General features: G+C 60.2%; 27 protein-coding genes. 14 read left to right on the forward strand and 13 right to left on the reverse strand.

What is annotated here, in order from left to right; all coding sequences use genetic code 11:
- Positions 1–17 precede the first annotated feature (17 nt).
- From K290_RS0105695 to K290_RS0105710, 4 genes are all read left to right on the forward strand, one after another.
- Positions 18–791 (forward strand): enoyl-CoA hydratase, encoded by a 774-nt coding sequence (locus K290_RS0105695; RefSeq protein ID WP_028750995.1) that lies wholly within the window; start codon positions 18–20, stop codon positions 789–791.
- A gap of 191 nt (positions 792–982) precedes the next feature.
- Positions 983–1,258, forward strand: coding sequence for a 30S ribosomal protein S20 (gene rpsT, locus K290_RS0105700; protein ID WP_028750996.1), 276 nt, complete (start codon positions 983–985; stop codon positions 1,256–1,258).
- An 879-nt stretch (positions 1,259–2,137) separates the two neighbouring features.
- On the forward strand, positions 2,138–3,691 hold the full coding sequence (gene dnaA, locus K290_RS0105705; protein WP_028750997.1) for a chromosomal replication initiator protein DnaA: 1,554 nt from the start codon (positions 2,138–2,140) through the stop codon (positions 3,689–3,691).
- Positions 3,692–3,833: 142 nt separating this feature from the next.
- The gene (locus K290_RS0105710; RefSeq protein WP_028750998.1) at positions 3,834–4,916 is read left to right on the forward strand and encodes a saccharopine dehydrogenase family protein; all 1,083 of its coding nucleotides are present in this window, start codon (positions 3,834–3,836) and stop codon (positions 4,914–4,916) included.
- Between the two features lie 101 nt (positions 4,917–5,017).
- Here K290_RS0105710 and hemW read toward each other — a convergent pair whose 3' ends face one another.
- The 4 genes from hemW to rph all read right to left on the reverse strand — a co-directional run bounded on the left by hemW (position 5,018) and on the right by rph (position 8,300).
- The gene (gene hemW / locus K290_RS0105715) at positions 5,018–6,193 is read right to left on the reverse strand and encodes a radical SAM family heme chaperone HemW (RefSeq protein ID WP_037135045.1); all 1,176 of its coding nucleotides are present in this window, start codon (positions 6,191–6,193) and stop codon (positions 5,018–5,020) included.
- A gap of 36 nt (positions 6,194–6,229) precedes the next feature.
- Entirely contained in the window at positions 6,230–6,874 is a 645-nt protein-coding gene (rdgB, locus tag K290_RS0105720) for an RdgB/HAM1 family non-canonical purine NTP pyrophosphatase (protein WP_028751000.1), read from the reverse strand.
- 11 nt (positions 6,875–6,885) lie between these two features.
- Positions 6,886–7,302, reverse strand: coding sequence for a VOC family protein (locus tag K290_RS0105725; protein WP_028751001.1), 417 nt, complete (start codon positions 7,300–7,302; stop codon positions 6,886–6,888).
- A 281-nt stretch (positions 7,303–7,583) separates the two neighbouring features.
- Positions 7,584–8,300, reverse strand: coding sequence for a ribonuclease PH (gene rph, locus K290_RS0105730; protein ID WP_028751002.1), 717 nt, complete (start codon positions 8,298–8,300; stop codon positions 7,584–7,586).
- 172 nt (positions 8,301–8,472) lie between these two features.
- Here rph and hrcA point away from each other — a divergent pair, with 172 nt between their 5' ends.
- The gene (gene hrcA, locus K290_RS0105735; RefSeq protein ID WP_028751003.1) at positions 8,473–9,561 is read left to right on the forward strand and encodes a heat-inducible transcriptional repressor HrcA; all 1,089 of its coding nucleotides are present in this window, start codon (positions 8,473–8,475) and stop codon (positions 9,559–9,561) included.
- 48 nt (positions 9,562–9,609) lie between these two features.
- On the opposite strand, the gene K290_RS0105740 is transcribed toward hrcA, so the two are convergent.
- The gene (locus K290_RS0105740; RefSeq protein WP_028751004.1) at positions 9,610–10,041 is read right to left on the reverse strand and encodes a GFA family protein; all 432 of its coding nucleotides are present in this window, start codon (positions 10,039–10,041) and stop codon (positions 9,610–9,612) included.
- 219 nt (positions 10,042–10,260) lie between these two features.
- On the opposite strand from K290_RS0105740, the gene grpE reads away from it, so the two are divergent.
- On the forward strand, positions 10,261–10,902 hold the full coding sequence (gene grpE / locus K290_RS0105745) for a nucleotide exchange factor GrpE (RefSeq protein ID WP_028751005.1): 642 nt from the start codon (positions 10,261–10,263) through the stop codon (positions 10,900–10,902).
- Between the two features lie 84 nt (positions 10,903–10,986).
- Here the strand turns inward: grpE and ptsN are convergent, their stop codons facing one another.
- The 6 genes from ptsN to lptC all read right to left on the reverse strand — a co-directional run bounded on the left by ptsN (position 10,987) and on the right by lptC (position 16,283).
- On the reverse strand, positions 10,987–11,451 hold the full coding sequence (ptsN, locus tag K290_RS0105750; RefSeq protein ID WP_028751006.1) for a PTS IIA-like nitrogen regulatory protein PtsN: 465 nt from the start codon (positions 11,449–11,451) through the stop codon (positions 10,987–10,989).
- 88 nt (positions 11,452–11,539) lie between these two features.
- Entirely contained in the window at positions 11,540–12,115 is a 576-nt protein-coding gene (hpf, locus tag K290_RS0105755; protein WP_028751007.1) for a ribosome hibernation-promoting factor, HPF/YfiA family, read from the reverse strand.
- A gap of 248 nt (positions 12,116–12,363) precedes the next feature.
- Positions 12,364–13,917 carry an RNA polymerase factor sigma-54 gene (gene rpoN, locus K290_RS0105760; RefSeq protein ID WP_028751008.1) on the reverse strand — a complete coding sequence of 518 codons (1,554 nt, stop codon included), beginning with the start codon at positions 13,915–13,917 and terminating at the stop codon, positions 12,364–12,366.
- A gap of 194 nt (positions 13,918–14,111) precedes the next feature.
- On the reverse strand, positions 14,112–14,900 hold the full coding sequence (gene lptB / locus K290_RS0105770) for an LPS export ABC transporter ATP-binding protein (RefSeq protein WP_028751009.1): 789 nt from the start codon (positions 14,898–14,900) through the stop codon (positions 14,112–14,114).
- 37 nt (positions 14,901–14,937) lie between these two features.
- The gene (locus K290_RS0105775; protein ID WP_028751010.1) at positions 14,938–15,600 is read right to left on the reverse strand and encodes an LptA/OstA family protein; all 663 of its coding nucleotides are present in this window, start codon (positions 15,598–15,600) and stop codon (positions 14,938–14,940) included.
- Positions 15,597–16,283 carry an LPS export ABC transporter periplasmic protein LptC gene (gene lptC / locus K290_RS0105780; protein ID WP_028751011.1) on the reverse strand — a complete coding sequence of 229 codons (687 nt, stop codon included), beginning with the start codon at positions 16,281–16,283 and terminating at the stop codon, positions 15,597–15,599. Before lptC ends, K290_RS0105775 begins: the two co-directional genes overlap by 4 nt.
- A gap of 322 nt (positions 16,284–16,605) precedes the next feature.
- On the opposite strand from lptC, the gene sppA reads away from it, so the two are divergent.
- The 3 genes from sppA to K290_RS0105795 all read left to right on the forward strand — a co-directional run bounded on the left by sppA (position 16,606) and on the right by K290_RS0105795 (position 18,385).
- Entirely contained in the window at positions 16,606–17,562 is a 957-nt protein-coding gene (gene sppA, locus K290_RS0105785) for a signal peptide peptidase SppA (protein WP_028751012.1), read from the forward strand.
- 26 nt (positions 17,563–17,588) lie between these two features.
- Positions 17,589–17,894, forward strand: a complete 306-nt coding sequence (locus K290_RS0105790) for an integration host factor subunit beta (protein ID WP_004120746.1) — start codon at positions 17,589–17,591, stop codon at positions 17,892–17,894.
- 158 nt (positions 17,895–18,052) lie between these two features.
- Positions 18,053–18,385, forward strand: a complete 333-nt coding sequence (locus K290_RS0105795; protein WP_028751013.1) for a LapA family protein — start codon at positions 18,053–18,055, stop codon at positions 18,383–18,385.
- A gap of 4 nt (positions 18,386–18,389) precedes the next feature.
- On the opposite strand, the gene K290_RS0105800 is transcribed toward K290_RS0105795, so the two are convergent.
- Both K290_RS0105800 and K290_RS0105805 read right to left on the reverse strand, forming a co-directional pair.
- On the reverse strand, positions 18,390–18,839 hold the full coding sequence (locus tag K290_RS0105800; protein WP_028751014.1) for a GNAT family N-acetyltransferase: 450 nt from the start codon (positions 18,837–18,839) through the stop codon (positions 18,390–18,392).
- Positions 18,840–18,872: 33 nt separating this feature from the next.
- Positions 18,873–19,325 (reverse strand): SRPBCC family protein, encoded by a 453-nt coding sequence (locus K290_RS0105805; protein ID WP_028751015.1) that lies wholly within the window; start codon positions 19,323–19,325, stop codon positions 18,873–18,875.
- 112 nt (positions 19,326–19,437) lie between these two features.
- On the opposite strand from K290_RS0105805, the gene K290_RS0105810 reads away from it, so the two are divergent.
- From K290_RS0105810 to olsB, 5 genes are all read left to right on the forward strand, one after another.
- Complete coding sequence (locus tag K290_RS0105810) at positions 19,438–20,586, forward strand: class I SAM-dependent methyltransferase (protein ID WP_037135013.1); 1,149 nt, start codon at positions 19,438–19,440, stop codon at positions 20,584–20,586.
- Positions 20,583–21,443, forward strand: a complete 861-nt coding sequence (locus tag K290_RS0105815) for a TrmH family RNA methyltransferase (RefSeq protein ID WP_028751017.1) — start codon at positions 20,583–20,585, stop codon at positions 21,441–21,443. The genes K290_RS0105810 and K290_RS0105815 overlap by 4 nt, the downstream gene beginning before the upstream one ends.
- Positions 21,440–21,958 (forward strand): signal peptidase II, encoded by a 519-nt coding sequence (gene lspA, locus K290_RS0105820; protein ID WP_037135016.1) that lies wholly within the window; start codon positions 21,440–21,442, stop codon positions 21,956–21,958. Before K290_RS0105815 ends, lspA begins: the two co-directional genes overlap by 4 nt.
- 55 nt (positions 21,959–22,013) lie before the next feature.
- Positions 22,014–24,296, forward strand: a complete 2,283-nt coding sequence (locus K290_RS0105825) for a hybrid sensor histidine kinase/response regulator (protein ID WP_028751019.1) — start codon at positions 22,014–22,016, stop codon at positions 24,294–24,296.
- A gap of 327 nt (positions 24,297–24,623) precedes the next feature.
- The gene (gene olsB / locus K290_RS0105830; protein ID WP_028751020.1) at positions 24,624–25,502 is read left to right on the forward strand and encodes a l-ornithine N(alpha)-acyltransferase; all 879 of its coding nucleotides are present in this window, start codon (positions 24,624–24,626) and stop codon (positions 25,500–25,502) included.
- The last annotated feature ends 13 nt before the right edge of the window (positions 25,503–25,515 follow it).

Raw genomic sequence — 25,515 nt, forward strand, 5'->3', positions numbered from 1 at the left:
TCCGAAGGGAGAGACACATGGCCTATGAAACCCTCATCGTCGAAACGCATGAGGCCGTCGGTCTCATCAGGATCAATCGGCCGCAGGCGCTGAATGCGCTGAATTCGACGGTGCTTGCCGAATTGAAGCAGGCCTACGGCGCTTTTCATGCCGACGAGACGATCGGCGCAATCGTGCTGACCGGCTCGGAAAAGGCCTTCGCTGCTGGCGCCGACATCAAGGAGATGCAGCCGCTCGATTTCGCCGATGTTTATAAGACCGACTTCATCAGCGGCTGGGATGAGATCGCCAAGGCGCGCAAGCCCGTCATCGCTGCCGTCGGCGGTTTTGCGCTCGGCGGCGGCTGCGAGCTCGCCATGATGTGCGACTTCATCATTGCTGCCGATACGGCAAAGTTCGGCCAGCCGGAGATCACGCTCGGCATCATTCCCGGTATGGGCGGCTCGCAGCGCCTGACGCGCGCCGTTGGCAAGGCGAAGGCGATGGACCTGATCCTGACCGGCCGGATGATGGATGCCGCCGAAGCGGAGCGGGCGGGCCTCGCCTCGCGTGTCGTGCCGGCCGACAAGCTGATCGACGAGGCGCTGGCCGCCGCCGCCAAGATCGCCTCGCTATCGCGCCCCTCGGTGCTGATGGCGAAGGAGGCGGTCAATCGGGCGCAGGAGACGACGCTGGAAGAGGGGCTGCGCTTCGAGCGCCGGCTGTTCCACAGCCTGTTTGCCACCGAGGATCAGAAGGAAGGCATGGCCGCCTTTATCGAGAAGCGCAAACCTGTCTTCAAGAACAGGTGAAACGAGATTCCGGAATTGCGCGGGTTCCGTGAGAATCCGCGTTGACGCCGCCGCTCATTCCGGTTATATGCCCGCCACAGTTTGGAAAGCCGATCTGGTTTTCCGCAATTGCTCCCGCATTGCTGGATGAAGTGGCCGCAGGGCCCGCGCTGCACTGACGGAGTTATGTTCGAATTCTAAGAGAGGCATACATGGCCAATACCAGCTCGGCGAAAAAAGCGACCCGCAAGATCGCCCGCCGCACCGAAGTCAACAAGGCTCGTCGCTCGCGCGTTCGCACTTTCGTCCGCCAGGTCGAAGAAGCCATCGCATCGGGTGATGCGGATCGTGCGAAGGAAGCCTTCCTCGTAGCGCAGCCGGAACTGGCTCGCGCTGCCACCAAGGGCGTTCTGCATGCCAACACCGCTTCCCGCAAGGTCTCGCGTCTTGCCAAGCGTGTGAAGGCACTTTCGGCCCCGACCGCGTAATTTTTCCTTAACGATTTGATCGTTAGACTTGAGCCCGGCCCTTGTGCCGGGCTTTTTGGATTCAGCCGAAATTGACCCAAATAGCTAAAATGTAGCCGGCTGATCATGTCATTGAGGTGACAGAAAAAGTCGTTTGCAAACAACGACTTATAGCAGGATGCCTTGACATTGGGTGATCTGCGTGACGCCCCGCAGGCTCCCGGGTGAGTCAAGGATTTTTTTATTTTTTTTGTTTTGAAAGCTGTGGGAATCGCGCTGAACGGGAATCTCCTTGATTCAAAAGCGATTCTTTTTTGACGTGGTTGTGACACTCAAAAACGGCCTCCAGAGTCAAGGACCGCCTCTTAATTTTGTGTAAAATTCATCGTTGATCTCCGCCTTCGATCCTGCCTAAATGGCTTCCAACAAGGGGCGCGGACATCATCTGAAACGGCTTCGGCGAACACTGCCATCATCGGCAGCGGGGGTGGTTTTTGTTCCTTGTGACGGAGCGGTTCAGTTCCGTTTTTTCAAACAGTTGACGAGTCAAGGCCACAAGCGGTAACGCCTGCGGAACGAGGAAACTTGTCTGCTCTTTGCAGCCTAAGTCCCAAGCGTGGCTGCGGGAGGGGAGAAAAATTGACAGCCGTTTGGGGCGGTCGGTCGGAATACGAGGACCGAGCGACTGCTCCAGATGCAAACGCCAAGACGAAGGCCGCTCGAGGAGCAGTTTTCGCCACGGCGTTTTGCGTAAGGTCCGTTTGGCTGGACCCGGCTGATGAACCGGTATGCGGCGAAGCTCGACACAACGAGCGCGACCGCTATGCCATGGCGTAGACCTAAGGGCGGCGGTACCATCCAATTTCCGCCCTATAAAAAGAGACTGTGGAAGGCGGCATTATGCAAATGATTACCAGAACGACGGGTGCGTTGGAGAATGGGGACAATGCACAGCAGGCGTTCAGTGCGGTTTGCCTTGAAGCGGCGGGGGAAAAAGGAGATATGCAGCATAACGTATTGTTCGAGCGTGTCAGTGCACGCTTGAAGGCTCAGGTCGGTCCGGACGTTTATGCTAGCTGGTTTGCGCGGCTTAAGCTGCACTCGGTCTCGAAGAGCGTCGTACGGCTGACTGTTCCGACGACGTTTCTGAAATCCTGGATCAACAATCGTTATCTCGATCTGATCACCAACCTGTTCCAGGCAGAAGATGCTGAAATCCTGAAGGTTGAAATTCTTGTACGCACGGCGACCCGCCATGGCGCGAAGCCTTGCGTGGACGAACATGTTGCGGTGCCAGACGCGGCTTCGGTAGCGCCGATCCGCCGCCCGGTTGCTCAGCCTGCCGGCCAGGTCGTTGCTCAGACGATTACCGCCGCAGCCGCTGCCCGCCCGGCGACTGTGGGCGCGCCGCTGTTCGGCTCGCCGCTCGATTCCCGCTTTACCTTCGACACCTTTGTCGAGGGCAGCTCGAACCGCGTCGGCCTTGCCGCCGCCAAGACGATTGCCGAAGCGGGCTCCGGCGCCGTGCGGTTTAATCCGCTCTTCGTTCATGCGACGGTTGGCCTCGGCAAGACGCATCTTTTGCAGGCGATCGCCAATGCGGCCGTGCAGAACCCGCGCGGGCTGCGCGTCGTCTATCTGACGGCGGAATATTTCATGTGGCGCTTTGCCACCGCCATTCGCGACAATGACGCGCTGACGCTGAAGGACTCGCTGCGCAACATCGATCTTCTGATCATCGACGACATGCAGTTCCTGCAGGGCAAGATGATCCAGCACGAGTTCTGCCATCTGCTCAATATGCTGCTCGACAGCGCCAAGCAGGTCGTCGTTGCCGCCGACCGCGCGCCCTGGGAGCTTGAATCGCTTGATCCGCGCGTGCGTTCGCGTCTTCAGGGCGGCGTCGCCATCGAGGTCGAGGCGCCGGACTATGAAATGCGTCTCGAAATCCTCAAGCGCCGGCTGGATGCCGCACGCATGGATGATCCGTCGCTGGAAATTCCGGCCGAACTCCTCTCGCATGTTGCCCGCAACGTGACGGCGAGTGGCCGTGAGCTGGAAGGCGCTTTCAACCAACTGATCTTCCGCCGTTCGTTCGAGCCCAACCTGACGGTCGAGCGGGTCGATGAACTGTTGGCCCATCTGGTCGGCTCCGGCGAGCCGCGCCGTGTACGCATCGAGGACATCCAGCGTATCGTCGCGCGTCACTACAATGTCTCGCGCCAGGAGCTGGTTTCTAACCGCCGCACCCGCGTCATCGTCAAGCCGCGCCAGATCGCCATGTATCTGTCGAAGACGCTGACGCCGCGCTCCTTCCCGGAGATCGGCCGCCGCTTCGGCGGTCGTGACCATACGACCGTGCTGCATGCTGTGCGCAAGATCGAGGAGCTGATTTCCGGTGACAGCAAGCTGTCGCATGAAATCGAGCTATTGAAGCGTCTGATCAACGAATAAGACGCGGGCGCTATCCGCATTTTATCCACGGCCGGCTTCATTGCCGGCCGTTTTCATTCATGCGGCTTTTATTCTATAGATGTCTGAAATACTAACCGGATGCCCGGCGGATGAGGCCGGCGCTCCGAAGGGGAGGATACCGATGGGTTTTGACAGGATTGCAGTTCTCGGCCTTGGAAAGGTCGGGCGGCTTGCCGCCACATTGTTGCATGAAAGCGGTTTTGCCGTCACCGGCATCGATGCCCGGTTGCCGGCGGAGGCGGTACCTTTCGCCTGCGAGGCAGGGAATGTCTCCGATCCGGCCTTGATCGGCGATCTCTTTTCCCGCGTCGATGCCGTGCTCTCCTGCCTGCCGTTTCACCTGAACGCCGATCTGGCGCGCCTGGCCCATGGCGCCGGCATTCACTACTTCGATCTGACCGAGGATGTGCCGACCACGAACGGCATCATCGAGCTTGCAAAGAGCGCGCGCGGTCTGATGGCGCCGCAATGCGGCCTGGCGCCCGGTTTCGTGGGCATCGTTGGTGCGAGCCTCGCAGATGTATTTGATCGCTGCCGCTCGATCCGCATGCGCGTCGGTGCCCTGCCGCAGAATCCGACCGGACTGTTGGGTTATGCCTTCAACTGGTCGCCGGAGGGCGTGGTTAACGAATATCTGAATGACTGCGAGGTCATCGAGGGTGGTGTCCGCAAGCTCGTCTCGCCGATGGAATGGCACGAGACGCTCTATGTCAACGGCGTCAAGCTCGAAGCCTTCACCACCTCGGGCGGCCTCGGGACAATGTGCAGCACCATGCTCGGCCGGGTGGAAAACCTCGATTACAAAACCATGCGATATCCCGGCCACATGGAGCTGATGAATTTCTTCTTCCATGAGCTGCTGATGCGCGACCGCCGCCAGCTTGCCGGCGAGATCCTGACCGAGGCGAAGCCGCCGGTCGACGACGATGTCGTCTATGTCCATGTCTCCGCCGAAGGCGCGATTAACGGCAATCTGCGCCGGCGGGAATTCGTGCGCGCTTACTATCCGATCGAAATCGCCGGCGAGAGCCGCACCGCCATTTCCTGGACCACCTCGGCCTCCGTCGTCGCCGTTATCGAGTTGGTGCGCGCCGGCCGTCTGCCCTCGACTGGCTTCCTGCATCAGGAGCATATTCCGCTCGACACTTTCCTGGAAACGCGGACCGGAAGCCTGTTCAAGGGCGGCATCACGCATCACGGATGATGCGCCCTACACCGGCGGCCGCGCGTGCGAGACTTCGGAAAACTACCAGGCACGGTAGGCGCGGTGACCTCCCCCTCAAGGAATCCTCGAGGAGGAGTTGATCAGCAGGCCAGATCCGCAACCACGGAATCGAGGATCAGCATGCCGGCCGGCGTGCAGCGCAGGCGGGAATTGCCGAGGCGTTCGATGAAGCCGTGCTCCAGCAGGAGCTGCTCACGCTTCGGATCAGGCTCCCGGCCGGAGAGCTGCTGCCAGCGCACGAGATCGATCCCCTCTTTCAGGCGCAGGCCCATCAGTAGTAACTCATCAGCCTGCTCGTCGAAGCCGAGCATCTCCTGCTCGAGTATGCCGTGGCCGTCGCGCTCGACTAGCTCCAGCCAGCTTTCCGGCTTCCGCTCGGTCGACGTCGCCAGTTTCTTCGGGCCTTGCGTCAGACGGCCATGAGCGCCGGGGCCGATGCCGGCATAGTCGCCATAACGCCAATAGGTGAGATTGTGGCGGCTCTCGGCGCCGGGGCGGGCGTGATTGGACACCTCGTAGGCCGGCATGCCCTCGCGCTCGGTGATCTCCTGCGTCGCCTCGTAGAGCAGCGCCGACTGGTCGCCATCCGGCACGATCAGCTTGCCGGCCTTGTGCAGGCCAAAGAAGGGGGTGCCCTCCTCGATGGTTAGTTGATAGAGCGATAGGTGATCGACGGCATAGGAAATCGCCTCCTTCAGCTCGCGCTCCCATTCCTCGACGGTCTGGTTCGGGCGGGCATAGATGAGGTCGAAGGACATGCGCGGGAAGATCTCGCGCGCCAGCTTGATCGCCTTCAGCGCATCAGCGACGTCGTGGAGCCGGCCGAGGAATTTTAGGTCGCGGTCGTTCAACGCCTGCACGCCCATGGAGACGCGGTTGACGCCGGCCGCGCGATAGCCGCGAAAGCGTTCCGCCTCAACGCTCGACGGATTAGCCTCCATGGTGATCTCTATACCGTCAGGCACATGCCAGGTCCGGGCAATCCCGTCGAGGATCGCCGCAACTGTCTCCGGCTTCATCAGCGAGGGCGTGCCGCCGCCGAGAAAGACGCTGGTCACGGTCTTCGGGCCGCTGATCGCCCGCATCGTCGCCATTTCTTTCAGAAAGGCGGCCGCGAAACGCTCCTGATCGACCGGTTGATGGCGGACGTGGCTGTTGAAATCGCAGTAGGGACACTTGGCCGCGCAAAAGGGCCAATGCACATAGACGCCAAAACCGGGTTCGCCGGTATCCGGTAACAATTGCGCCCCGCGCATCAGGTCCTGCGTATCTGCGATTTCCACGGGGTTAGCTTACGCCTCCAGGCAGGTTTCGACAAAGGTCTTGAAGGCCCGGGCACGATGCGAGAGCGCCTGGGAGTCGCCATGCTTCCAGCCATGCTTTTGTCCGGCGCTCATCTCGCCGAAGGTGGTGTCATACCCCTCTGGCTGGAAGACCGGATCGTAGCCGAAGCCCTGGGTGCCGCGTGGTGGCCAAACGACAGTGCCCTCGACTTCGCCGCGGAAAAACTCGGTATGTCCGTCTGGCCAGGCAAGGCAGAGAACGCTGACGAAGCGCGCCGTGCGGCTCTCCGGCGAAGCGGCGCCGGCCTTTTCCAAGGCCGCCTCGACTTTCTGCATCGCCATGGCGAAGTCGCGGGAACCATCGGGCTTTTCCGCCCAGTTGGCCGTATAAACGCCGGGATCGCCGCCCAGCGCATCGATGACCAGGCCGGAATCATCCGATAGCGCCGGCAGACCGGAGGCATGCGCAGAGGCGAGCGCCTTGATCGCGGCATTTTCCTCGAAGGTGGTGCCGGTCTCGTCCGGTTCGACGAAATTGAGATCGGCGGCAGACTTGGCAGCAAAACCGAGCGGGCCGATCAGGTCCCGAATCTCCTGGATCTTGCCGGCATTGTGGCTGGCGACGACGATGGTCTTGGTATCGAGCTTGCGCATATCCTGTCCTGTCATAGGCCCCAGATGCGGGGTTCGGCGCATTCCAGGCTGTTGCCGGCCGGATCGCGGAAATAGATCGAGCGGCCGCCACTCGGCCAGTGAAAATCGGCTTCGATATCGACCCCGGCAGCCTTCAGCTTGTGGGCCATGGCTTCGATGTCATTGCCGCTGACATGGAAGCAGACGTGACCATGCCCTTTCGTGCCATGCGGCGGCACGGGCAGGGCGCCCGATTCATGCGGCTTGACGGTTTCCTCGCTGTTGAAGATCAACAGCACGCCCGGCCCGCAGCGATAAAAGACATGACGGTTGCCGCCGCGCGAAATCTTCTGCAGGCCGAGAATGCCGCCATAGAAAGCCTCGGCTGCATCGAGATCGTACGCATAAAGAGCGGTTTCGAGGATGCCTTCGAGATGCGGCTGGGTCATGACCTTCTCCACTCGGGGGTCCGCAGGACGGGTCGAGACAGGTGGCTCGCCCCCGGTTGGTAGCCCGAAGGGTCTGATGAGGGGGTGGTGCGGCATACGCGGTGCAGCTGCCAAACAGCCTTACGGTGCAATGCCCCCTCAACCCGCGCTATGCGCGGCCTTCTCCCCGTTGGGGCGAAGGTGTATCCGCCGCGTCTCCTGTCCCGACCGCCATCATCGCCAGGAGAAGTTTTGAGAGCGGATATAGAAGCAAGCCGCACGATGCGCATTTTCCAATATCCTCAGGCTATCGCCTGCTTCTGCAGCGCCACCAACTCGGCAATGCCGTTCTTGGCGAGATGCATCAGGGTTGTGAACTCTTCTTCGCTGAAGGGGGTGCCTTCGGCCGTGCCCTGGATCTCGACGATGCCGCCGGCGCCGGTCATGACGAAATTGGCGTCGGTCTCGGCGGACGAATCCTCGAGATAGTCAAGATCGATCACCGGCTGGCCGGCGAAGATGCCGCAGGAAACGGCGGCGATGTGATCCTTCAGGACACGGTCCGTCTTGATCATATTGCGGCTTTCCATCCACTTCAGGCAGTCGTAAAGTGCGATCCAGGCGCCGGTGATCGAGGCCGTGCGGGTGCCTCCATCGGCCTGAATGACGTCGCAGTCGAGCGTGATCTGGCGCTCGCCCAGCGCCTGCAGGTCGACGACGGCCCGCAGCGAGCGGCCGATGAGGCGCTGGATCTCCTGCGTGCGGCCGCCCTGCTTGCCCGAGGCGGCTTCGCGCTTCATGCGTTCGCCGGTGGCACGCGGCAACATGCCGTATTCGGCCGTGATCCAGCCCTTGCCGCTGTTGCGCAGCCATGGCGGCGTCTTTTCTTCCAAGCTTGCCGTGCAAAGCACATGCGTGTCGCCGAATTTGACCAGGCACGAGCCTTCCGCATGCTTGGAAAAATTGCGCTCAAATGACACTTTACGCATCTGGTCGGTTTTTCTGCCTGAAGGCCGCATTCTACTCTCCTGAACGTTTATTGACCGCTTCTACGATCCACCGTCGGCTTTTGCAAAGGAAAAGCAGGCCGGAGGGCCTTGTTGCGACAGCGTTGACGTTTTTCCCTTTTGCCATTGCTAACTGAATGATTATATTTTGACTAAGGCTCAACAGAACGGATTTGACAGCGAAATGGGGTTCACGACATCCTCGGTTTCGGATGCCATTGCAGCGCTGGACGAACGCTCGAAGGAAATCTTCCGCCGTATCGTCGAAGGTTATCTGGAGAATGGTGAACCGCTGGGATCGCGCAATCTCTCGCGCCTGCTGCCCATGTCTCTCTCGCCGGCCTCCGTGCGCAATGTCATGAGCGATCTGGAAGAGCTCGGTCTCATCTATTCGCCGCATATCAGCGCCGGGCGCCTGCCGACGCAGGTCGGCTTGCGCTTCTTCGTCGACGCCTTCATGCAGGTCGGCGATCTCTCTGCGGAAGACCGCGCCACCATCGACCGTCAGGTACGCGGCAGCAATCGCGATCAGCCGATGGAATCGGTCATGACCGAGGCGAGCCGCATGCTTTCGGGTATCTCGCGCGGCGCCGGACTGGTGATCACCTCGAAGAGCGATCCGGTGCTGAAGCATGTCGAGTTCATCCGCCTGGAGCCGACCAAGGCGCTGGCTGTGCTCGTCGGCGATCATGACCAGGTGGAAAACCGCATCATCGAATTGCCGGCTGGCGTTACCTCTTCGCAGCTCACAGAAGCGGCGAATTTCCTCAATGCCCACATGACCGGCCAGACGCTGCCGGAGCTGCGTCGTCAATTGCAGACCTTGAAAGAGAGTGTGCGCCAGGAACTCGATATTCTCTCGCGCGAGCTCGTGGAGCGTGGAATCGCCGTCTGGTCCGGCGACGGGGATGACGGCAAACCGACGCAGCTCATCGTGCGCGGCCGCGCCAATCTGTTGGCCGAGGTGGGCGGTGCCGAAGATCTGGATCGCCTGCGCCTTTTATTCGACGACCTCGAAAAGAAGGACAGCCTGATCGAGATCCTCAACCTGGCCGAAAGCGGGCCGGGCGTGCGCATCTTCATCGGATCGGAAAACAAGCTCTTTTCGCTCTCCGGCTCCTCGCTGATCGTCGCGCCCTATCGCGACGACGACGACCGTATCGTCGGGGCCGTCGGCGTCATTGGCCCGACGCGGCTGAATTATGCCCGCATCGTGCCAATGGTGGACTATACCGCCCAACTGATTTCCAGGCTGTCGCGGCCAGGGATGTGACTAAAGCTCTCCGCAGAGCGGGCGGCCTTTGAATGCCTAAAGGTCGTTTTAGTCGGGGAGCAGGGTTCCTGATCCGCCCATTTCCGCCGGCATGTCCTTTTGCTTCGGTAGGCCGTCCCTCAGGTGCAGCACGGTGTTCTCGTAATTGACATGAAGCATCGGCTGAAAATCGAGGGTTGGAATGATGGCGGCATAGACATCGGTCACGCCCCACAAGGGATGCTCGGTCAACAGATGGCCACCGCAAATCTTGCACCATTTGCGCAGACTCGTTTCGCTTCTCTGATAGTTGCCGATGTGATCGGCCCCCTTGGTGACATGCACGGCTTCCGGCGGCCAGAGCGAAAAGGCGTTGACCGGCCCGGCTGACCACTCGCGGCAGGAATCGCAATGGCAATAACCCATCGCCACTGGCTCGCCACTGACCGCGATTTCCACTGCGCCGCAGAAACATTTGCCCGAATGAGACTGGCTGGACATGGATGCACCTCATGTCGTGTTGAAACGGCCCCGACTATACCCGGAAAGGGTCTTCGATAGTAGAAGCCTCAACGGAGGAGGCTTTTTCACCCGATTGGTATTCGGGCAGATATGCCGGATTGCCGGGAAATGCGGGTTCTTGACGACAAAGCCTTGATTTTTTCCGGCCAAACCTCGATATCGGGCACATTCAAAAGACAAAGCAATTCGGAGACCGTCATGACCGACGAAACAACGAAGACCGGACCTGACGCCACGGCGACTGACAATCCCGCGGGCTTTGCGCAAGAGGCTGCAGAAACCGCGGATGTGGCCCAGCCTGCGCAGCCGGATCCGGTCGAGCTGCTTAAGGCCGAAAATAGCGATCTTCGCGACCGCTATCTGCGCCTTGCCGCCGAGATGGACAACCTACGCCGTCGCACCGAGCGCGACGTCAAGGACGCCAAGTCCTATTCCGTCGCCAGCTTCGCCCGCGATATGCTGGCCGTAGCGGACAATCTGCGCCGCACGCTGGAAGCCATTCCGGCGGAAGCCCGCACTGAGGCCGATGCCGGCCTGAAGACGCTGATCGAAGGCGTGGAGATGACGGAGCGCTCCATGCTGTCGGCCTTGGAGCGCCACGGCGTCCGCCAGATCGAGCCGGTCGGCCAGAAGTTCGATCCCAACTTCCATCAGGCGATGTTCGAAGTGCCGAACACCGAAGTGCCGAACAATACGGTCGTGCAGGTGGTGCAGGCCGGCTTCGTCATCGGGGAGCGTGTTCTACGCCCGGCCATGGTCGGCGTTGCCAAGGGTGGCCCGAAGGTTGCCGAGATTTCCGAACCGGGCGCCAACAGCCCGTTCGACGAAAAAGACGCCTGATCTTCAATCATGTGCAAAAAAGAAGAGCCGGATGACCTCGTCATCCGGCTCTTTTTTGTCAGCGTTTGAATCGGCGTCGGTCCGTCAGGCCGCGTTGGACGCCTGCTCCTCGTTGAGGAAGGCGTAGATCGCCGAGGCGGATTCGGTCGCGCGCAGCTTGGCGACAAGATCCTGGTCGCGCAGCACGCGGGCAATGCGCGACAGCGCCTTCAGATGGTCGGCGCCGGCGCCTTCCGGGGCGAGCAGCAGGAAGACGAGGTCGACGGGCTGGTCGTCCAGCGCCTCAAAATCGACCGGCGCTTCCAGGCGCGCGAAAATACCGATGATGGATTTGATGCTGGTGAGCTTGCCATGCGGAATCGCAATGCCGTTGCCGACGCCGGTGGAGCCGAGGCGCTCCCGCTGCAGCACGACGTCGAAAATCTCGCGCTCGGGCAGTCCGGTCAATTTGGAGGCTTTGGCTGCCAGTTCCTGAAGCAGTTGTTTTTTGGAATTTGCCCTCAAGGCGGGGATGATCGCATCTTGGTGCAGCAAATCTGCCAATGCCATTCTCTTTATCCTTCGTGTCGCCGAGATCCGATGACGGAGGAGCGGCGGCCGGCTGATACAGCGCGGGGCCGTCGCTCATCTTCTTTTCTCAGCCCTTGATATTGGCTGCGTCGATCCAGCCAATGTTGCCGTCCTGGCGACGGTAAACGATATTCAGATGTTCCTTGCCGGGGCTGCGGAAAAGCAGCAGCGGCTCGTCGGTCATGTCGAGCGCCATCACGGCGGTCGCGACCGACATGGTCTTTAGCTGTTTCGTGCTTTCGGCGACAATCGCCGGCGCGAAATCGGCAGGGACCTCGTCTTCGTCGTCCGGAACACCGTCCATGACGGTATAGGCGACTTCAGCGAGGCCATTGGTGTGGTTGCCGGCCTGGTGATCCTTGAGCTTGCGCTTGTAGCGGCGCAGGCGCTTTTCGATGCGCTCGGACGCTGCGTCGAACGCCAATTGCGGATCCATCGCCTCTCCGGCGGCATGCAAGACAACGCCACTATCGAGATGAAGTTTGCAATCGGCTGCGAAGCGGGAACTGGATTTCTGTACCGTCACTTGGCCTGAATACCCCCCGTCGAAGTATTTCGTCACGGCCATACCGATCTGGTCTTCAATCCGTTGGCGGAAGGAGTCGCCAATTTCCATATGTTTCCCGGAGACACGCACACTCATGGAGTTTCCCTTCTTGTAGCGGTTATTGGGCGCGCCAGTTTACGCCAAGCCTCAAGCTCATCCAAGCACTTCACGCAGTCAAAGACAAATTGCGTTTGTCAGGCGCCCTGGGGATGGTGGGGATAAGTCATGGCAGTGATGTCCTGCACCGATTGCGGCGGGCTTCTAGCCCCGTCCCAGCGGAAAGTCAACTGAATCTTAAGGATTTGTTAGAGCATTCGCAGTCTGCGGTTGAGGCCGGGCAATTGCTAAAAGCTGGCTACTTTTGCCAGTGCGCGCTTCTCCCGGCGGCGTTGCACCGAAGAAGGGATGTTCATCGCCTCGCGGTATTTTGCAACCGTACGGCGAGCGATCTCGATGCCGCCCTTTTTCAGCGTATCGACGATGTCGTCGTCGGATAGCACCGCGTCCGGGCTCTCGTGCGAGATCAGCACGCGGATCTTGTGACGAACCGCCTCGGCTGAATGGCTGTCGCCGCCCTCGACGGCGCTGATCGAGACGGTGAAGAAATATTTGAGCTCGAACAGGCCGCGCGGCGTCAGCATGTATTTATTCGAAGTCACGCGGCTGACGGTCGACTCATGCATCTTGATGGCGTCCGCCACGGTCTTCAGATTGAGCGGCCGCAGATGATCGACGCCGTGCACGAGGAAGGCATCCTGCTGCCGGACGATCTCGCTCGCGACCTTCATGATCGTCTTGGTGCGCTGATCGAGGCTGCGTGTCAGCCAATTGGCGTTCTGCAGGCATTCCGACAGGAACGCGTGATCCTGGCTCGTCTTGGAGACGGACGCAAAATAGGATTGGCTGACCAGGACGCGCGGCAACGTATCCGGATTGAGCTCCACCAGCCAGCTTCCGTCGGAGGACGGGCGCACCACGATATCGGGCATGATCGCCTCGGATATGCCGGGCTCGAAGCCGCTGCCCGGCTTCGGGTTCAACTGACGGATCTCCGCCATCATGTCGAGCAGATCTTCCTCGTCGACACCGCAGAGCCGCTTTAACGTCGCGAAATCGCGCCGGGCGAGAAGTTCGAGGTTCTGGATCAGCCGTTCCATGGCCGGATCGAAACGATCCTTTTGGCGAAGCTGGATCGCCAGACACTCGCTGAGAGAACGGGCAAAGACGCCGGGAGGATCGAGCAATTGCAAGTCGCCGAGCACGCGCTCGATATCCGCAACGCTGGCGCCGAGGCGCTCCGCAGTTTCGTTCAAATCGGCCTGCAGATAGCCGGCATCGTCGAGTTGTTCGACGAGATGCTGGGCAATCAGCCGGTCGGCCATGCTGGGCAGGGAAAAGGGAATCTGTTCGTTCAAGTGGTCGCGCAGCGAAATCTGGCCGGCAACGAAATCATCGAGATCGTAGCTTTCGCCGGCTTCGCCGCCAGGCATGGATTTCCACTGGCTGAGCAGTTCCGGCGCATCCGCGCGCTGCGGGCCGCCATCGTCGGGAAAGACATTGCTGAAATTGGTGTCGAGTTCGTCGTTCAGTCGGTCGGCGTGGCCGGTATTTTCGCTCTCGTACCAGTCGCTGGCGAGATCGCCGCTGTTGCGGTCATCATCACCATGGCTGTCATCCGCGGCATCGAACCTTTCGTCCTTCGTCTCGCGGTCGCCGTTGCTGCCTATATCGTCGTCATTTGACGTAAATTCGAGCAGCGGATTTTTCTCGACTTCCTGGGCGATGAATTGGGTGAGCTCAAAATGCGTCATCTGCAGCAACTGGATGGATTGCATCAGTTGCGGTGTCATCACCAGGCTTTGGCTTTGGCGCAGGAAAAGATTGGCCGATAATGCCATGGCGGACGCGAAACTCCCCTTCCTCTCTTTGGGAATCCGCGTTCTTCACTATGAAAAATCCGCAAATTTCCAACTGGCCCAAAAATTGCTTTTTTATTGGGTTTGGTCAAGCGGAACTGTGGCGGGATGGTGAATTTCCGGAGCGCTACGCCCTGTGGTAAGGCAGGGGAACGCCCCGGTTCAACCGCAGCTTTTTAAAGGCTGAAATTGTCACCCAGATAGAGCTTACGCACTTCCGGATTGCTGACGATGTCGTTGGCTCTGCCATGCGTCAGCACTTCGCCGGCATGGATGATATAGGCGCGATCGATCAGGCCCAGCGTCTCGCGGACGTTGTGGTCGGTGATCAGCACACCGATACCGCGCGCCGTCAGATGATGCACGAGATTCTGAATGTCGGCGACCGAGATCGGATCGACACCGGCAAAGGGCTCGTCGAGCAGCATGAAGGTAGGGTCGGTCGCCAGTGCGCGGGCAATTTCCAGACGCCGCCGCTCGCCGCCGGAGAGGGCGATCGCCGGCACCGTGCGCAGATTGCGGATGTGGAATTCCTCGAGCAGTTCGTCGATCTTCCGCTCCCGCTTCTTCTTGTCCTTTTCATGGACTTCGAGAACGGCGCGGATGTTCTCTTCCACCGTAAGGCCACGAAAGATCGAGGCCTCCTGCGGCAGATAGCCGACGCCAAGGCGAGCGCGGCGATACATTGGCATCGAGGTGACATTATTGCCGTCGATCTCGATCGTGCCTTCATCGACCGGCACCAGTCCGGTGATCATGTAGAAACATGTCGTCTTGCCGGCGCCGTTCGGCCCGAGCAGGCCGACGGCCTCGCCGCGCCGCACGACCAGCGAGACGCCGTTGACGACGCGCCGCGTACGGTAGGTCTTGGTGAGGCCGCGCGCAATCAGGGTGCCCTGATAACGCGCTTTGTCCGCGGTCGGCGTGCCGGATGCCGCAGTGCTCGATCCGGACGCGCCGGGCAAGGTGGGTGTGGTCGATATCGTCACGAGAAGACCGGGATCAGTTCTTTTTCTGCTGTTGCTGCTGCACTTGCTGCGACTTCGGATCGAGCTGGATTTGGACGCGGCCACCGCAGGCATCCAGTTGAGCTTCACCCGTGGCCATATGCACAGTGAGCTGACAGCCGGTGAATACGTTCGGCCCGTCGGTCAGCACGACCTTCTGGCCCTTGAGAACGGCAAGCTGGTTGGCCATGTCGAAGGAGCCGTCATCCGCCGTCGCCGTCTGCGTGCCCGAAACGAGGTAGACTTTGTCGGTGACCAGAATGTGGTCGATGTCGGCGTCGCCCGAGACCAGCGACTGATTTTGCTGCTTGGCGGCGGTTGCGACCGGATTTTCCGTCGCCGGCTTGGCATTGGCGTCGGCGGGCTGCTTCTTCTTGTAGAAGACCGTCATCTTGCCGGCCTGCATCGTCGTGGTGCCCTGGACAACCTTGACGTTGCCGGTAAACACCGCCTGGCTTTCGGCATCATGGATCTCCAGCTTGTCGCTTTCGATCTGGATCGGCTGATCCTTGGAAAGCTTCAAGCCGGGCATGTTGCTCGTCGTCGCCTGAGCGCCGGCTTCGGTCGCCGCGAAAATTGCAAGCGCGCTGAAGGCGCAGAGAAGCGTGGCCTTACGCAGGCCAGAGTTGAAAAGAGAAAATCGCCAATCGTTTGTCATGAACCGCCCGGCTGTTGTTCGCTAGCTGAATTATGGAGTGCGGCTGGTTCGATATGCATCTGAACCTGCCCGTCGAATTCGATTACGCTCCCCTTATCCGTCATCTTGAGCGACTGTGCAACAACCGACATGCCCCCTCTGTAGATTGCAACCTGATCCTGGCTGGAGAGGTCGCCCTTCTTCACGTCGAGAAACGCTGTCCTGAATTCGGCACGCAAGCCGTTGTCCATCAGAATGGTAAAGGGTGCGGTGAGCTTCAGCGTGTCCGCCTGGCGGTCGAAATCCGCGCTCTGGGCCGTCACATGCGCGATCACCTGGTTGTTGACCGGCATGGAGGCCTTGATGGTCTTGAGCGTAATCATATTGGGGTTCTTGATATCCTGCAGCGCCTTTTCGGCGAGCATGGAATAATTGATGCCATCCTTGTTGCGGCCGGCAATGGCAGGACGCTCCATCACGACCTTGCCGTCCTCGATCCTTGCGCCTTCGATCTGGATGTTTTCGGGCAGATAGGCGCGCACGATCGAAACCGCGATGAAGATCAACGAGACGATAAAGGCGGCCAAAGGAAGCAAGATCTTCAGTCGTCTCACGCGCGCAGAATGAAAGGTCGCGTCCTTATACGCGTTTCTTTCCAGCTCGGAGCCGATCGCGCGACCGGAAGTCTCGATAGTATTGAGCATGCAACAGGTCCGTCTTCTCTGATCCGGAAAACCACGTTCGAGTCATGCACAGACTGTGCCAACAAGCCTGGCAGATCGTTTCGCATTATTGCATTGGCTTGCCAATATGGATTTTTTTCTGCAACAAGCAATTTTAGCAAAAAATATAATATGCGGCGGTTTCGTCCGATCGGTTATCGCCCTATCTGACGAAGCGCTGCATGGAAAGCCTGGAACACAATCTCGAAAATTGATTTTCGCGAAGGATTATGCCCGTTTCAAGATGTTGGTATATCCGGTTCGTCGTGTATCCAATTTATGACAAAGGGAGAGATAAGGCGTTATGGACAGTTCTGCAATCGCAGATCGGCGGCAATTGCGCCGCAAGCTTGGCTTTTGGCGCGTCATTGCCGTTCTTCTCCTGGTGGCGCTCGGCTTTGCGCTTTATAGCTTCAGTGCGGGCGAATTGCCCGCCATAAGCGGCCCGCAGATCGCCCGCGTCAAAATCGCAGGGCTTATCCAGGATGACACCGAGCTTCTGGAGCGGCTGAAGAAGATTCAGGACAACGACCAGGTGAAGGCGCTGATCGTCTCGATTTCATCGACCGGCGGCACGACCTATGGCGGCGAGCGCATCTTCAAGGCCATTCGTGCCGTTGCCGCAAAGAAGCCCGTGGTCTCCGATATCCGTACCGTTGCGGCGTCTGCGGGCTATATGATCGCCACGGCGGGTGACGACATCGTCGCCGGTGACACGTCGATCACCGGCTCGATCGGCGTCATCTTCCAGTATCCGCAGGCGAAAGACCTGCTCGACAAGCTCGGCCTCTCGCTGGACGAGATCAAGTCGGCGCCGCTGAAGGCCGAGCCGTCGCCGTTTCATCCGGCGAGCGAAGAGGCCAAGGCCATGATCCGCAACATGGTCATGGACAGCTATGGCTGGTTCGTCGATCTCGTCGCCGACCGCCGCAAGTTGCCGCGCGATCAGGTCTTGAAGCTCGCGGACGGCAGCATCTTCACGGGCCGCCAGGCGCTGCAGAACAAGCTCGTCGACACGCTCGGCGGCGAGGACGAAATCCGTGCCTATCTCGACACGCGCAAGGTCAAAAAGGATTTGCCGATCGTCGACTGGAAGGCGCAGGAGAAAACCTCATTCTTCTTTTGGCCGAGCGCCGCTTCCTGGTTGCTAAATCGTCTCGGTTATGATGATTTTGTGAAGGGAGAGGATCTCCAGAAAATTATGACAGAGAAGTTGTTTCTTGACGGCCTGCTTTCTGTTTGGCAGGGTGCAGGCAATTGATAAATCAATGATTTAAGGGGGCAACCGTGATTAAGTCGGAATTGGTGCAGATTGTGGCGGCACGTAACCCGCATCTCTACCACCGCGATGTCGAAAATATCGTCAACGCTGTCCTCGACGAGATCACCGATGCCCTTGCTGCGGGAAATCGCGTGGAACTACGCGGCTTCGGCGCATTTTCCGTCAAGAACCGCCCCTCGCGCTCCGGTCGCAACCCGCGTACGGGCGATACGGTGTTCGTCGAGGAAAAATGGGTTCCCTTCTTCAAGACGGGCAAAGAGCTGCGCGAGCGCCTGAATCCGGGCGCCGGCGACGAAGAAGACGACAATTAATCGTCGTTTTTAGCCGATACTCTTCGCGAATGTCCCCGTAGACATGAATGTGCCGCGACCGGGTGGCACTTGAACTCGGCCCGGTCTTTCTTATTCTCTGCGGCTATAGGCGATAGGAGTGCATGGCACGGATGCGCCTGGACAAAGGAGCGTTCGCAATGACCAAGAAGATCATCAACCTGCTGATATTGCTGCCGCTCGGCATTATCCTCATCATCTTCTGCGTCGCAAACCGCCAGTCCGTCACGTTGGCGCTCAATCCGTTCAGGCCGGAGGATCAGGTGCTGTCGCTGAGCGCGCCGCTATTCGTGTTGCTGTTTGTGACGCTGATTATCGGCATGTTGGTCGGTGCGGCGGTCACCTGGTTCAATCAGGGCAAACACCGCAAGCTTGCCCGTAGCCAGTCGCGCGAGGCCGTGCGCTGGCAGGCGGAAGCCGACAAGCACCGCAACCGGGCCGAACAGATCGCCGGCCAGCTTCCAGCGAAATAATCGTCTAGTTCGTGCCGAGCTGCATGTCCTTGTAGTCGCCCTCCGGCGATGAGCCGTCGCCGATGATTGTAAAGCCAAGGCCGCGGTAAAAAGCGATGGCGCGCGTATTCTTCACGAGGCATTTAAGGCGATAGCGTCGGCTGGGCCATTCCGGCAGCGCCGCCAGCAGCGCCTTGCCGGCGCCAAGACCCTGGAACGCGGGAAGGATGTAGAGCATGTGGATGAAATCATCCGGTTCCCAAAGCGTCATGAAGCCGGCGATGGTCCCGTTTCGATCCTCGCAGACGAAGACGCGCTCGCCGCGTGTATGGCCGGCGAAATCCTCACTTTGGAATTTGCCGGGATCCACCCAGAGAAATGTCATACGACGCACACGGAGATAGATATCGGAGAGAACGTCCGTATCTTCCTCCTGTGCCGGCCGGATGGTCCAAAGATCTGATTTTGACGTCATGGCAGTCTGCTGCGGGTCGGATGACGATCGCAATCAAGCGCTGGCTTGGCCATTGAGGGCGGCGGTGAAATCGGCGAAGAACTGCTGCGCCAGTTTCTTGGCGCTGGAATCGACCAACCGCGAGCCGAGTTGGGCGATTTTGCCGCCGACCTGGGCCTTGGCCTCATAATGCAGGATCGTATCGCCGCCGTCCTCTTTGAGTGTGACATCGGCCCCGCCCTTGGCAAAACCGGCAATGCCGCCCTTCCCTTCACCGAAGATCGTGTAGCTTTCCGGCGCATTGATGTTGGAGAGCGTCACTTCGCCGTTGAAGGAGGCGGAGACCGGGCCGATCTTTAATTTCACCGTTGCCGTCAGTTCGGTCGGCGAAATCTTCTCCAGGCTCTGGCAGCCTGGAATGCATTGCTTGAGAATATCGGGGTCGTTCAGGGCGGCCCACACGACGTCCCGCGGCGCGGCAATCCGTTCTTCACCGGTCATATCCATGCGCAACCCTCCCGATCTGGCATTTCATCCGGGGATAATCGCAGATCGGAAAGCGCTTTGCCAAGTGGCGGCCAGATGCTATTTGCACGCACATATCAATTTTGAGACAAGCATGGTGAAACAGAAGGAACGCCGGCCCGGTTCGAAACCCGCGGGCGGCCCCGGCACAAAGCCCCAAAGGGATGTCAGGCGTGACGCGCCGTTCAAGACCGGTAAGCCGCCGGCAAAGCCCGCACGGGATGCCGGCCCGAAATCTCCGCCGGTCGCGCGCGAGCGGATGTCGGAGCCCCGAGCCGAGGCGTCTGCCGCGGTCACGGCCGAACGCCTATTAATCGCGCGAACCGGCGAGCGTCCCGCAGAACGCGTGCCCGTCATCCTCGAATCGCTAGGCGCAGGCGATTTTCACCTGATCGACAGCGGTAACGGGCTGAAGCTCGAGCAATATGGTTCCTATCGCATCGTCCGGCCGGAGGCGCAGGCGCTGTGGCAGCCATCGCTCGCCGCACATGTCTGGGACAATGCCGATGCGATCTTCACCGGCGACACCGATGAGGATGGTATGGGTCGCTGGCGGTTTCCGCGCGAAGCGCTCGGCGAGACCTGGCCCTTGCAATTGCTCGGCGTCGATTTTCTCGGCCGCTTCACTGCCTTCCGCCATGTCGGCGTCTTCCCGGAGCAGATCGTGCACTGGGCCTGGATGAAGGAGCAGGTCGAAGCCGCAAAGCGGCCGCTGAAGGTGCTGAACCTCTTCGGCTATACCGGTGTCGCCTCCCTGGTCGCCGCAGCCGCCGGCGCCGAAATCACCCATGTCGACGCCTCGAAGAAGGCGATAGGCTGGGCGCGGGAAAACCAGGCGCTCGGCCGCATGGAAAAACTGCCGATCCGCTGGATCTGCGAAGACGCCATGAAATTCATCCTGCGCGAGGAACGGCGCGGCAACAAATACGACATCATCCTCACCGACCCGCCGAAATTCGGCCGCGGCCCGAATGGCGAGGTCTGGCACCTCTTCGAGCACCTGCCGTCCATGCTAGATATCTGCCGCGAGATCCTGTCGCCGAAGGCGCTTGGCCTGGTGCTGACAGCCTATTCTATCCGCGCCAGCTTCTATTCGATCCATGAGCTGATGCGCGAAACCATGCGGGGCGCCGGTGGTGTCGTCGAATCCGGCGAACTGGTGATCCGTGAGGCTGGCCTCGACGGCAAGACGCCGGGCCGGGCACTCTCCACATCTCTCTTTAGCCGCTGGGTGCCGAAATGAACCATGATTTCCGCAACGACGGCCCTCGCAAGGTCGGACATGTCAAGGAGGTCACCTCGCTTGCCAATCCGATCATCAAGGACATCAAGGCGCTGACCAACAAAAAGTCGCGTGAGGAGAGCGGCGCTTTCCTGGCGGAAGGCTTGAAGCTGGTGATCGACGCCCTGGAGCTCGGCTGGACCATTCGCACCCTGGTCTACGCCAAGGCCGCCAAAGGCAAGCCGCTGGTCGAGCAGGTAGCCGCAAAAACCGTTGCTGCCGGTGGGCTGGTGCTCGAAGTCAGCGAAAAGGTCATCGCCTCCATCACCCGCCGCGACAATCCGCAGATGGTGGTCGGCATATTCGATCAGCGCTGGCGACAGCTCCGCGACGTCAAGCCGAAGGCCGGCGAGACCTGGGTGGCGCTCGACCGCGTGCGTGACCCCGGCAATCTCGGCACCATCATCCGCACCGCCGATGCGGCTGGTGCCGCAGGCGTCATTCTCGTCGGCGAGACGACGGACCCGTTTTCGCTGGAAACCGTCAGGGCTACCATGGGCTCGGTCTTCGCCGTTCCCGTCGTCAAAGCAACGCCGGAGGAGTTTCTGGCCTGGAAGAAGGCGGCCGGCGTTTCCGTCGTCGCCACCCATCTGGCCGGCGCCGTCGACTACCGCACGATCGACTACAAGAAAAAGCCCGTCGTCCTGTTGATGGGCAATGAACAGTCCGGCTTGCCGGATGCCCTGGCGAAGGAGGCCGATGCGCTCGCCCGCATCCCGCAGGCCGGCCGCGCCGACAGCCTTAACCTGGCGGTGGCGACGGCGGTGATGCTGTTCGAAGCCCGCCGCCATCTTCTGACCCTCAGCGAGACGCGATGACCGACAGCGAGATAAACGAACAGGCGCCCGTAAAACCCGCATTGTTTTCCCGGCCTTTGCCGATCCTGATTTTCATTGTGGCCGCTGTCATTATCGACCAGGCGGTCAAGATCATGGTTGATAACTGGCTGCCTTTGCAGGAGCTGGTGCCGGTCATTCCGATGCTGGCGCTTTACCGTACCTATAATTTCGGCGTCGCCTTCTCAATGCTCTCGGGCATGGACGGCTGGTTCATCGTCGGGATGCGGCTCGTCATCGTCGTTTTCGTTCTCTGGCTCTGGCGGCGGACGCCCAATCATCGCTGGCTTGCCCATCTCGGCTTTGCGTTGATCATCGCCGGCGCGCTCGGCAACCTGATCGATCGGTTCCTCTACGGCCATGTGATCGATTACATTCTCTTCCATACGGAAACGTGGTCTTTTGCCGTTTTCAATCTTGCGGACAGTTTCATTACCGTCGGAGCGGGCTGCGTCATTCTGGATGAGCTGCTTCTGCCAAAAAAGGCCAAAGCGTAAAATTCTAACGAATCCCTGAAGGCAACGGGAAGAGTGCGCATGTTAGTAAGACAACATGAGCACTCTGGCAAACCTGCAGGAAAAGCTTGTCGCCGCCATTGACGACGACCACGCCGCGCCGCGCGAACGGCCGGTAGAAGACGTGCCTCTTAGTGCCGCCGATCCCATTGAGATTTCGCCGGCTAATATTCCGGACGCGCCGCACCCTGCGTTTCCCCAATGGTTGCAGCGCCATTGGTTGAATGGCGGCGGCCTGATCGCCGGCGTGGCGTTCCTGTCGGTCGGCTATGCCGGCGGTCCGCTGGCGCTTGCTGCTTTGCTATGCCTGATAGCGCTGGCGATCGTTGCGGCCGATGTCTTCCGCAAGAGAAATGCTGCCCGCAAGATCGTGGCCGATACGCCGACGCTCAGCGAACACGAGCACGACCGCCTCTGGGAAAGCAACGAAAGCACCAGCCTGCTCGCCACCATCCACGATGCGCTCGGCGATATCACCGTGACCCGCGACATCGAACGCCGCATCATTCATGGCAATGCCACCTTCCGCAAACTGATCGGCAAGTCGAACCCGGAGGGTTTGACGTTGGAGGAGGCGGGTCTTGCTTTCCGCGCTGCCACAGCTTCGCAGCGTCAGGACGCCGAGATTACCACGCCGGAAGGACCGCGCATCTTCGCCTGGCACGACATCATGTTCCGCGATCCCGCCAGCGGACAGTTGAGAATCCAGAGTGTCGCACGCGACGTCACTGAGGAGCGGCAGGCCGCCCGTCTCCGCGAGGAGGCACGGCTGAAAGCGGAATATAACAGCGCCGCCAAATCACGGCTACTTGCCACCGTCAGCCATGAGATCCGCACGCCTCTGTCGGGAATTCTCGGCATGAACCACCTGCTCGCCCAGACACCGCTGACCCTGGAGCAGGCCAATTACCTGACCGGCATCCGCCAATCCGGCAACGCCCTGGTGCAGCTCGTCGAAGACCTGCTGGATTTCTCGACGATCGAAGTCGGCCGCTTCCAGCTCCGGCCGCGCGCCGAACATCTGCGGCCGCTGCTGGAAGGCGTTGTCGAGATGCTCGCCCACCGCGCCCACGAAAAGGGTATCGAGATCGCCGCCACCGTCGCAGCGAATGTTCCCGAAACCATGGAGTTCGATCCCGCCCGCCTCCGCCAGGTATTGTTCAATGTCATCGGCAATGCCGTGAAGTTCACGCAGACGGGCGGCGTCCTGATCCGCGCCGGGCTCGATGGTGGCGAGCTGGTGATATCCGTCAGGGATAGCGGCCCGGGAATGACCGACGAGGAACAGGCACGCATCTTCGGCGAGTTTGAACAGGCGGGCAGCATGCTGGACAGAAGCGCCGGCACAGGCCTGGGGCTTGCCATCTCCGCCCGCATCCTGCGTGAGTTCGGCGGCGCCTTGAGCGTTTCCAGCGCGAAGGATGAGGGGAGCGAATTTACCGTCCGTTTCCCGATTTCAGTCGTCGGGGAGAGCGAAGAGGTCAGGCGCAGCGAGCTGCTCGAAGGCTCCCGCGTCCTGCTGCTGGCGCCGGAAGGCGCCGCAAGCACGGCGATTGCCGACACCATCCGCACGCTTGGCGGCTGCTGCCGCCTGATCGGTCTCGGTGATGTGGAAAACCTGCCGCGGTCCGTTCTCAAAGATGAAGGCATGCCGCTGACGGATCTCATCGTCGATCACCGCATGGCGCCATGGTATTTCCGGGAAGGGACCGAACTTGCCGCGTCCGGCCTCAGAAAGATTTTCCTGGTCAATCCGGAGGAGCGCAACACGCATCCGCTCGATCTCTTCGATGCCTGGCTCATTCGGCCGCTGCGCGAACAATCGCTGATCGATGTGCTGAGCGGCCGTATGCGCGGCATGGAAAAGCGCGATGTGTTGAATAGCCCGCCGGAATTCAGTCTCGTCACGACGGAGGCGGATGTCGCCCTCAACGTTCTCTTGGGCGAGGATGATCCCGTCAACGCCATGCTGGTGCGCGCCATGCTCGCCAAAGCCGGCCATCGGGTCCGCCTCGTCGAGGATTTCGGCGGGCTGCTCGCCCGCGCCGAAAACAGCGAGAACCGCCCGGATATCGTCGTCACCGATCTCACCATGCCGGGCGGCGAGGGGGCGGCGATGCTCGCGCAACTGCGGGCGCTGGAGCGCCGGTACGGCCTTTCGCCGCTGCCTGTGATCGTGCTGACCGCCGACAGCCGCGACGCGATCCGTCGCCAGGCGCTGCTTGCCGGGGCCGATGCCGTCATCGTCAAGCCGGTCGATCCCCAGCGTTTGATCGCCCAAGTACAAGGCCTGTCGAAACAGGCTTTGGGACGCGCTTAGAGCAATTCGAGGAAAGTGCGCAGTGGTTTTCCTGGAATTGCAAAAAACAAAGAGATAGAGCGGTTCCAAGCTGAACCGCTCTAGATTGAAAACCTGTCTGCGAATCGTGACTCGGTCACATCCGCTTGCGCGATGATGAACTTTGTAAAAAGCCGCTTCGCACCTTTTGAGAGTATCCCCTGGGATACATCTGGGATATAAGGGCTTCATCCAAATTCGGTGCGTGGAATAGGCACGGTTCTTGCTTTTCGCAAAGCACCATGTCACTTTCCTGTCGCACGAATTTGCTTTATGGCGGCTATATCAACCCGTAGAGGGGGAGTCGCCATGTCCATCGAAATTTTGAATCGCGAAGCTCAGGGCGAAATGGTTCAGTCTTCAAAGGCAACGGTTGAGCCGGTTGCCAGCGATGTGCTCGGACGCATCGGAAATCTAGAAACGCGCCTTGCTCGCACGGCGCGGGAAATTGATGCTGCCCAGGCGGTGCGCTATCGCGTCTTCGTTGAGGAGATGAATGCGCAACTGCCGGCCGATGCTATGCGTCGTCAGCGCGATATCGATAGCTGGGATTCGATCTGCGACCATCTGCTGGTTCTCGACCGCTCGCTGGAAGGTGATTCGGAAGACCAGATCGTCGGTACCTACCGTCTGTTGCGCCAGGACGTGGCGATGGCGAATGGCGGTTTCTATTCTTCCTCGGAATTCGACATCGACGCCCTGCTTGCCCGTCATCCTGAAAAGCGCTTCATGGAACTCGGCCGCTCCTGCGTGCTGCCGGAATACCGCACCAAGCGCACGGTCGAACTGCTGTGGCAGGGCAATTGGGCGTATTCGCTGAAGCACGGCATGAACGCCATGTTCGGTTGCGCCTCATTCCCGGGCATCCGTCCGGAGCAGCATGCGCTGGCGCTGTCCTTCCTCTACCACAATGTTATCGCCAAGGACGAATGGGCCGTCGGTGCGCTGCCGTCGCTTGCCCGTACTATGGATCTGATGCCCGTCGAAGCGGTCAATTCCAAGAAGGCGCTGATGTCGCTGCCGCCGCTGATCAAGGGTTATCTGCGCCTCGGCGCCATGGTCGGCTCCACAGCCGTCGTTGATCACGCCTTCAACACGACGGACGTGTTGATCGTCCTGCCAATCGCCAGCATTTCGGACCGCTACGTCAATTATTACGGCGCCGACGCTGGCCGATTCGCGAGCTGACGCAAGCCGAACT

The organism is Rhizobium leucaenae USDA 9039, assembly GCF_000426285.1.
GTDB classification, from domain to species: domain Bacteria; phylum Pseudomonadota; class Alphaproteobacteria; order Rhizobiales; family Rhizobiaceae; genus Rhizobium; species Rhizobium leucaenae.

Coding starts and splice junctions, on each gene's coding strand:
- K290_RS0105695 (WP_028750995.1), top strand. CDS start 18: ATGGCCTATGAAACCCTCATCGTCGAAACGCATGAGGCCGTCGGTCTC.
- rpsT (WP_028750996.1), top strand. CDS start 983: ATGGCCAATACCAGCTCGGCGAAAAAAGCGACCCGCAAGATCGCCCGC.
- dnaA (WP_028750997.1), top strand. CDS start 2,138: ATGCAAATGATTACCAGAACGACGGGTGCGTTGGAGAATGGGGACAAT.
- K290_RS0105710 (WP_028750998.1), top strand. CDS start 3,834: ATGGGTTTTGACAGGATTGCAGTTCTCGGCCTTGGAAAGGTCGGGCGG.
- hemW (WP_037135045.1), bottom strand. CDS start 6,193: ATGCGCGGGGCGCAATTGTTACCGGATACCGGCGAACCCGGTTTTGGC.
- rdgB (WP_028751000.1), bottom strand. CDS start 6,874: ATGCGCAAGCTCGATACCAAGACCATCGTCGTCGCCAGCCACAATGCC.
- K290_RS0105725 (WP_028751001.1), bottom strand. CDS start 7,302: ATGACCCAGCCGCATCTCGAAGGCATCCTCGAAACCGCTCTTTATGCG.
- rph (WP_028751002.1), bottom strand. CDS start 8,300: ATGCGGCCTTCAGGCAGAAAAACCGACCAGATGCGTAAAGTGTCATTT.
- hrcA (WP_028751003.1), top strand. CDS start 8,473: ATGGGGTTCACGACATCCTCGGTTTCGGATGCCATTGCAGCGCTGGAC.
- K290_RS0105740 (WP_028751004.1), bottom strand. CDS start 10,041: ATGTCCAGCCAGTCTCATTCGGGCAAATGTTTCTGCGGCGCAGTGGAA.
- grpE (WP_028751005.1), top strand. CDS start 10,261: ATGACCGACGAAACAACGAAGACCGGACCTGACGCCACGGCGACTGAC.
- ptsN (WP_028751006.1), bottom strand. CDS start 11,451: ATGGCATTGGCAGATTTGCTGCACCAAGATGCGATCATCCCCGCCTTG.
- hpf (WP_028751007.1), bottom strand. CDS start 12,115: ATGAGTGTGCGTGTCTCCGGGAAACATATGGAAATTGGCGACTCCTTC.
- rpoN (WP_028751008.1), bottom strand. CDS start 13,917: ATGGCATTATCGGCCAATCTTTTCCTGCGCCAAAGCCAAAGCCTGGTG.
- K290_RS0105775 (WP_028751010.1), bottom strand. CDS start 15,600: ATGACAAACGATTGGCGATTTTCTCTTTTCAACTCTGGCCTGCGTAAG.
- lptC (WP_028751011.1), bottom strand. CDS start 16,283: ATGCTCAATACTATCGAGACTTCCGGTCGCGCGATCGGCTCCGAGCTG.
- sppA (WP_028751012.1), top strand. CDS start 16,606: ATGGACAGTTCTGCAATCGCAGATCGGCGGCAATTGCGCCGCAAGCTT.
- K290_RS0105795 (WP_028751013.1), top strand. CDS start 18,053: ATGACCAAGAAGATCATCAACCTGCTGATATTGCTGCCGCTCGGCATT.
- K290_RS0105800 (WP_028751014.1), bottom strand. CDS start 18,839: ATGACGTCAAAATCAGATCTTTGGACCATCCGGCCGGCACAGGAGGAA.
- K290_RS0105805 (WP_028751015.1), bottom strand. CDS start 19,325: ATGGATATGACCGGTGAAGAACGGATTGCCGCGCCGCGGGACGTCGTG.
- K290_RS0105810 (WP_037135013.1), top strand. CDS start 19,438: ATGGTGAAACAGAAGGAACGCCGGCCCGGTTCGAAACCCGCGGGCGGC.
- K290_RS0105815 (WP_028751017.1), top strand. CDS start 20,583: ATGAACCATGATTTCCGCAACGACGGCCCTCGCAAGGTCGGACATGTC.
- lspA (WP_037135016.1), top strand. CDS start 21,440: ATGACCGACAGCGAGATAAACGAACAGGCGCCCGTAAAACCCGCATTG.
- K290_RS0105825 (WP_028751019.1), top strand. CDS start 22,014: ATGAGCACTCTGGCAAACCTGCAGGAAAAGCTTGTCGCCGCCATTGAC.
- olsB (WP_028751020.1), top strand. CDS start 24,624: ATGTCCATCGAAATTTTGAATCGCGAAGCTCAGGGCGAAATGGTTCAG.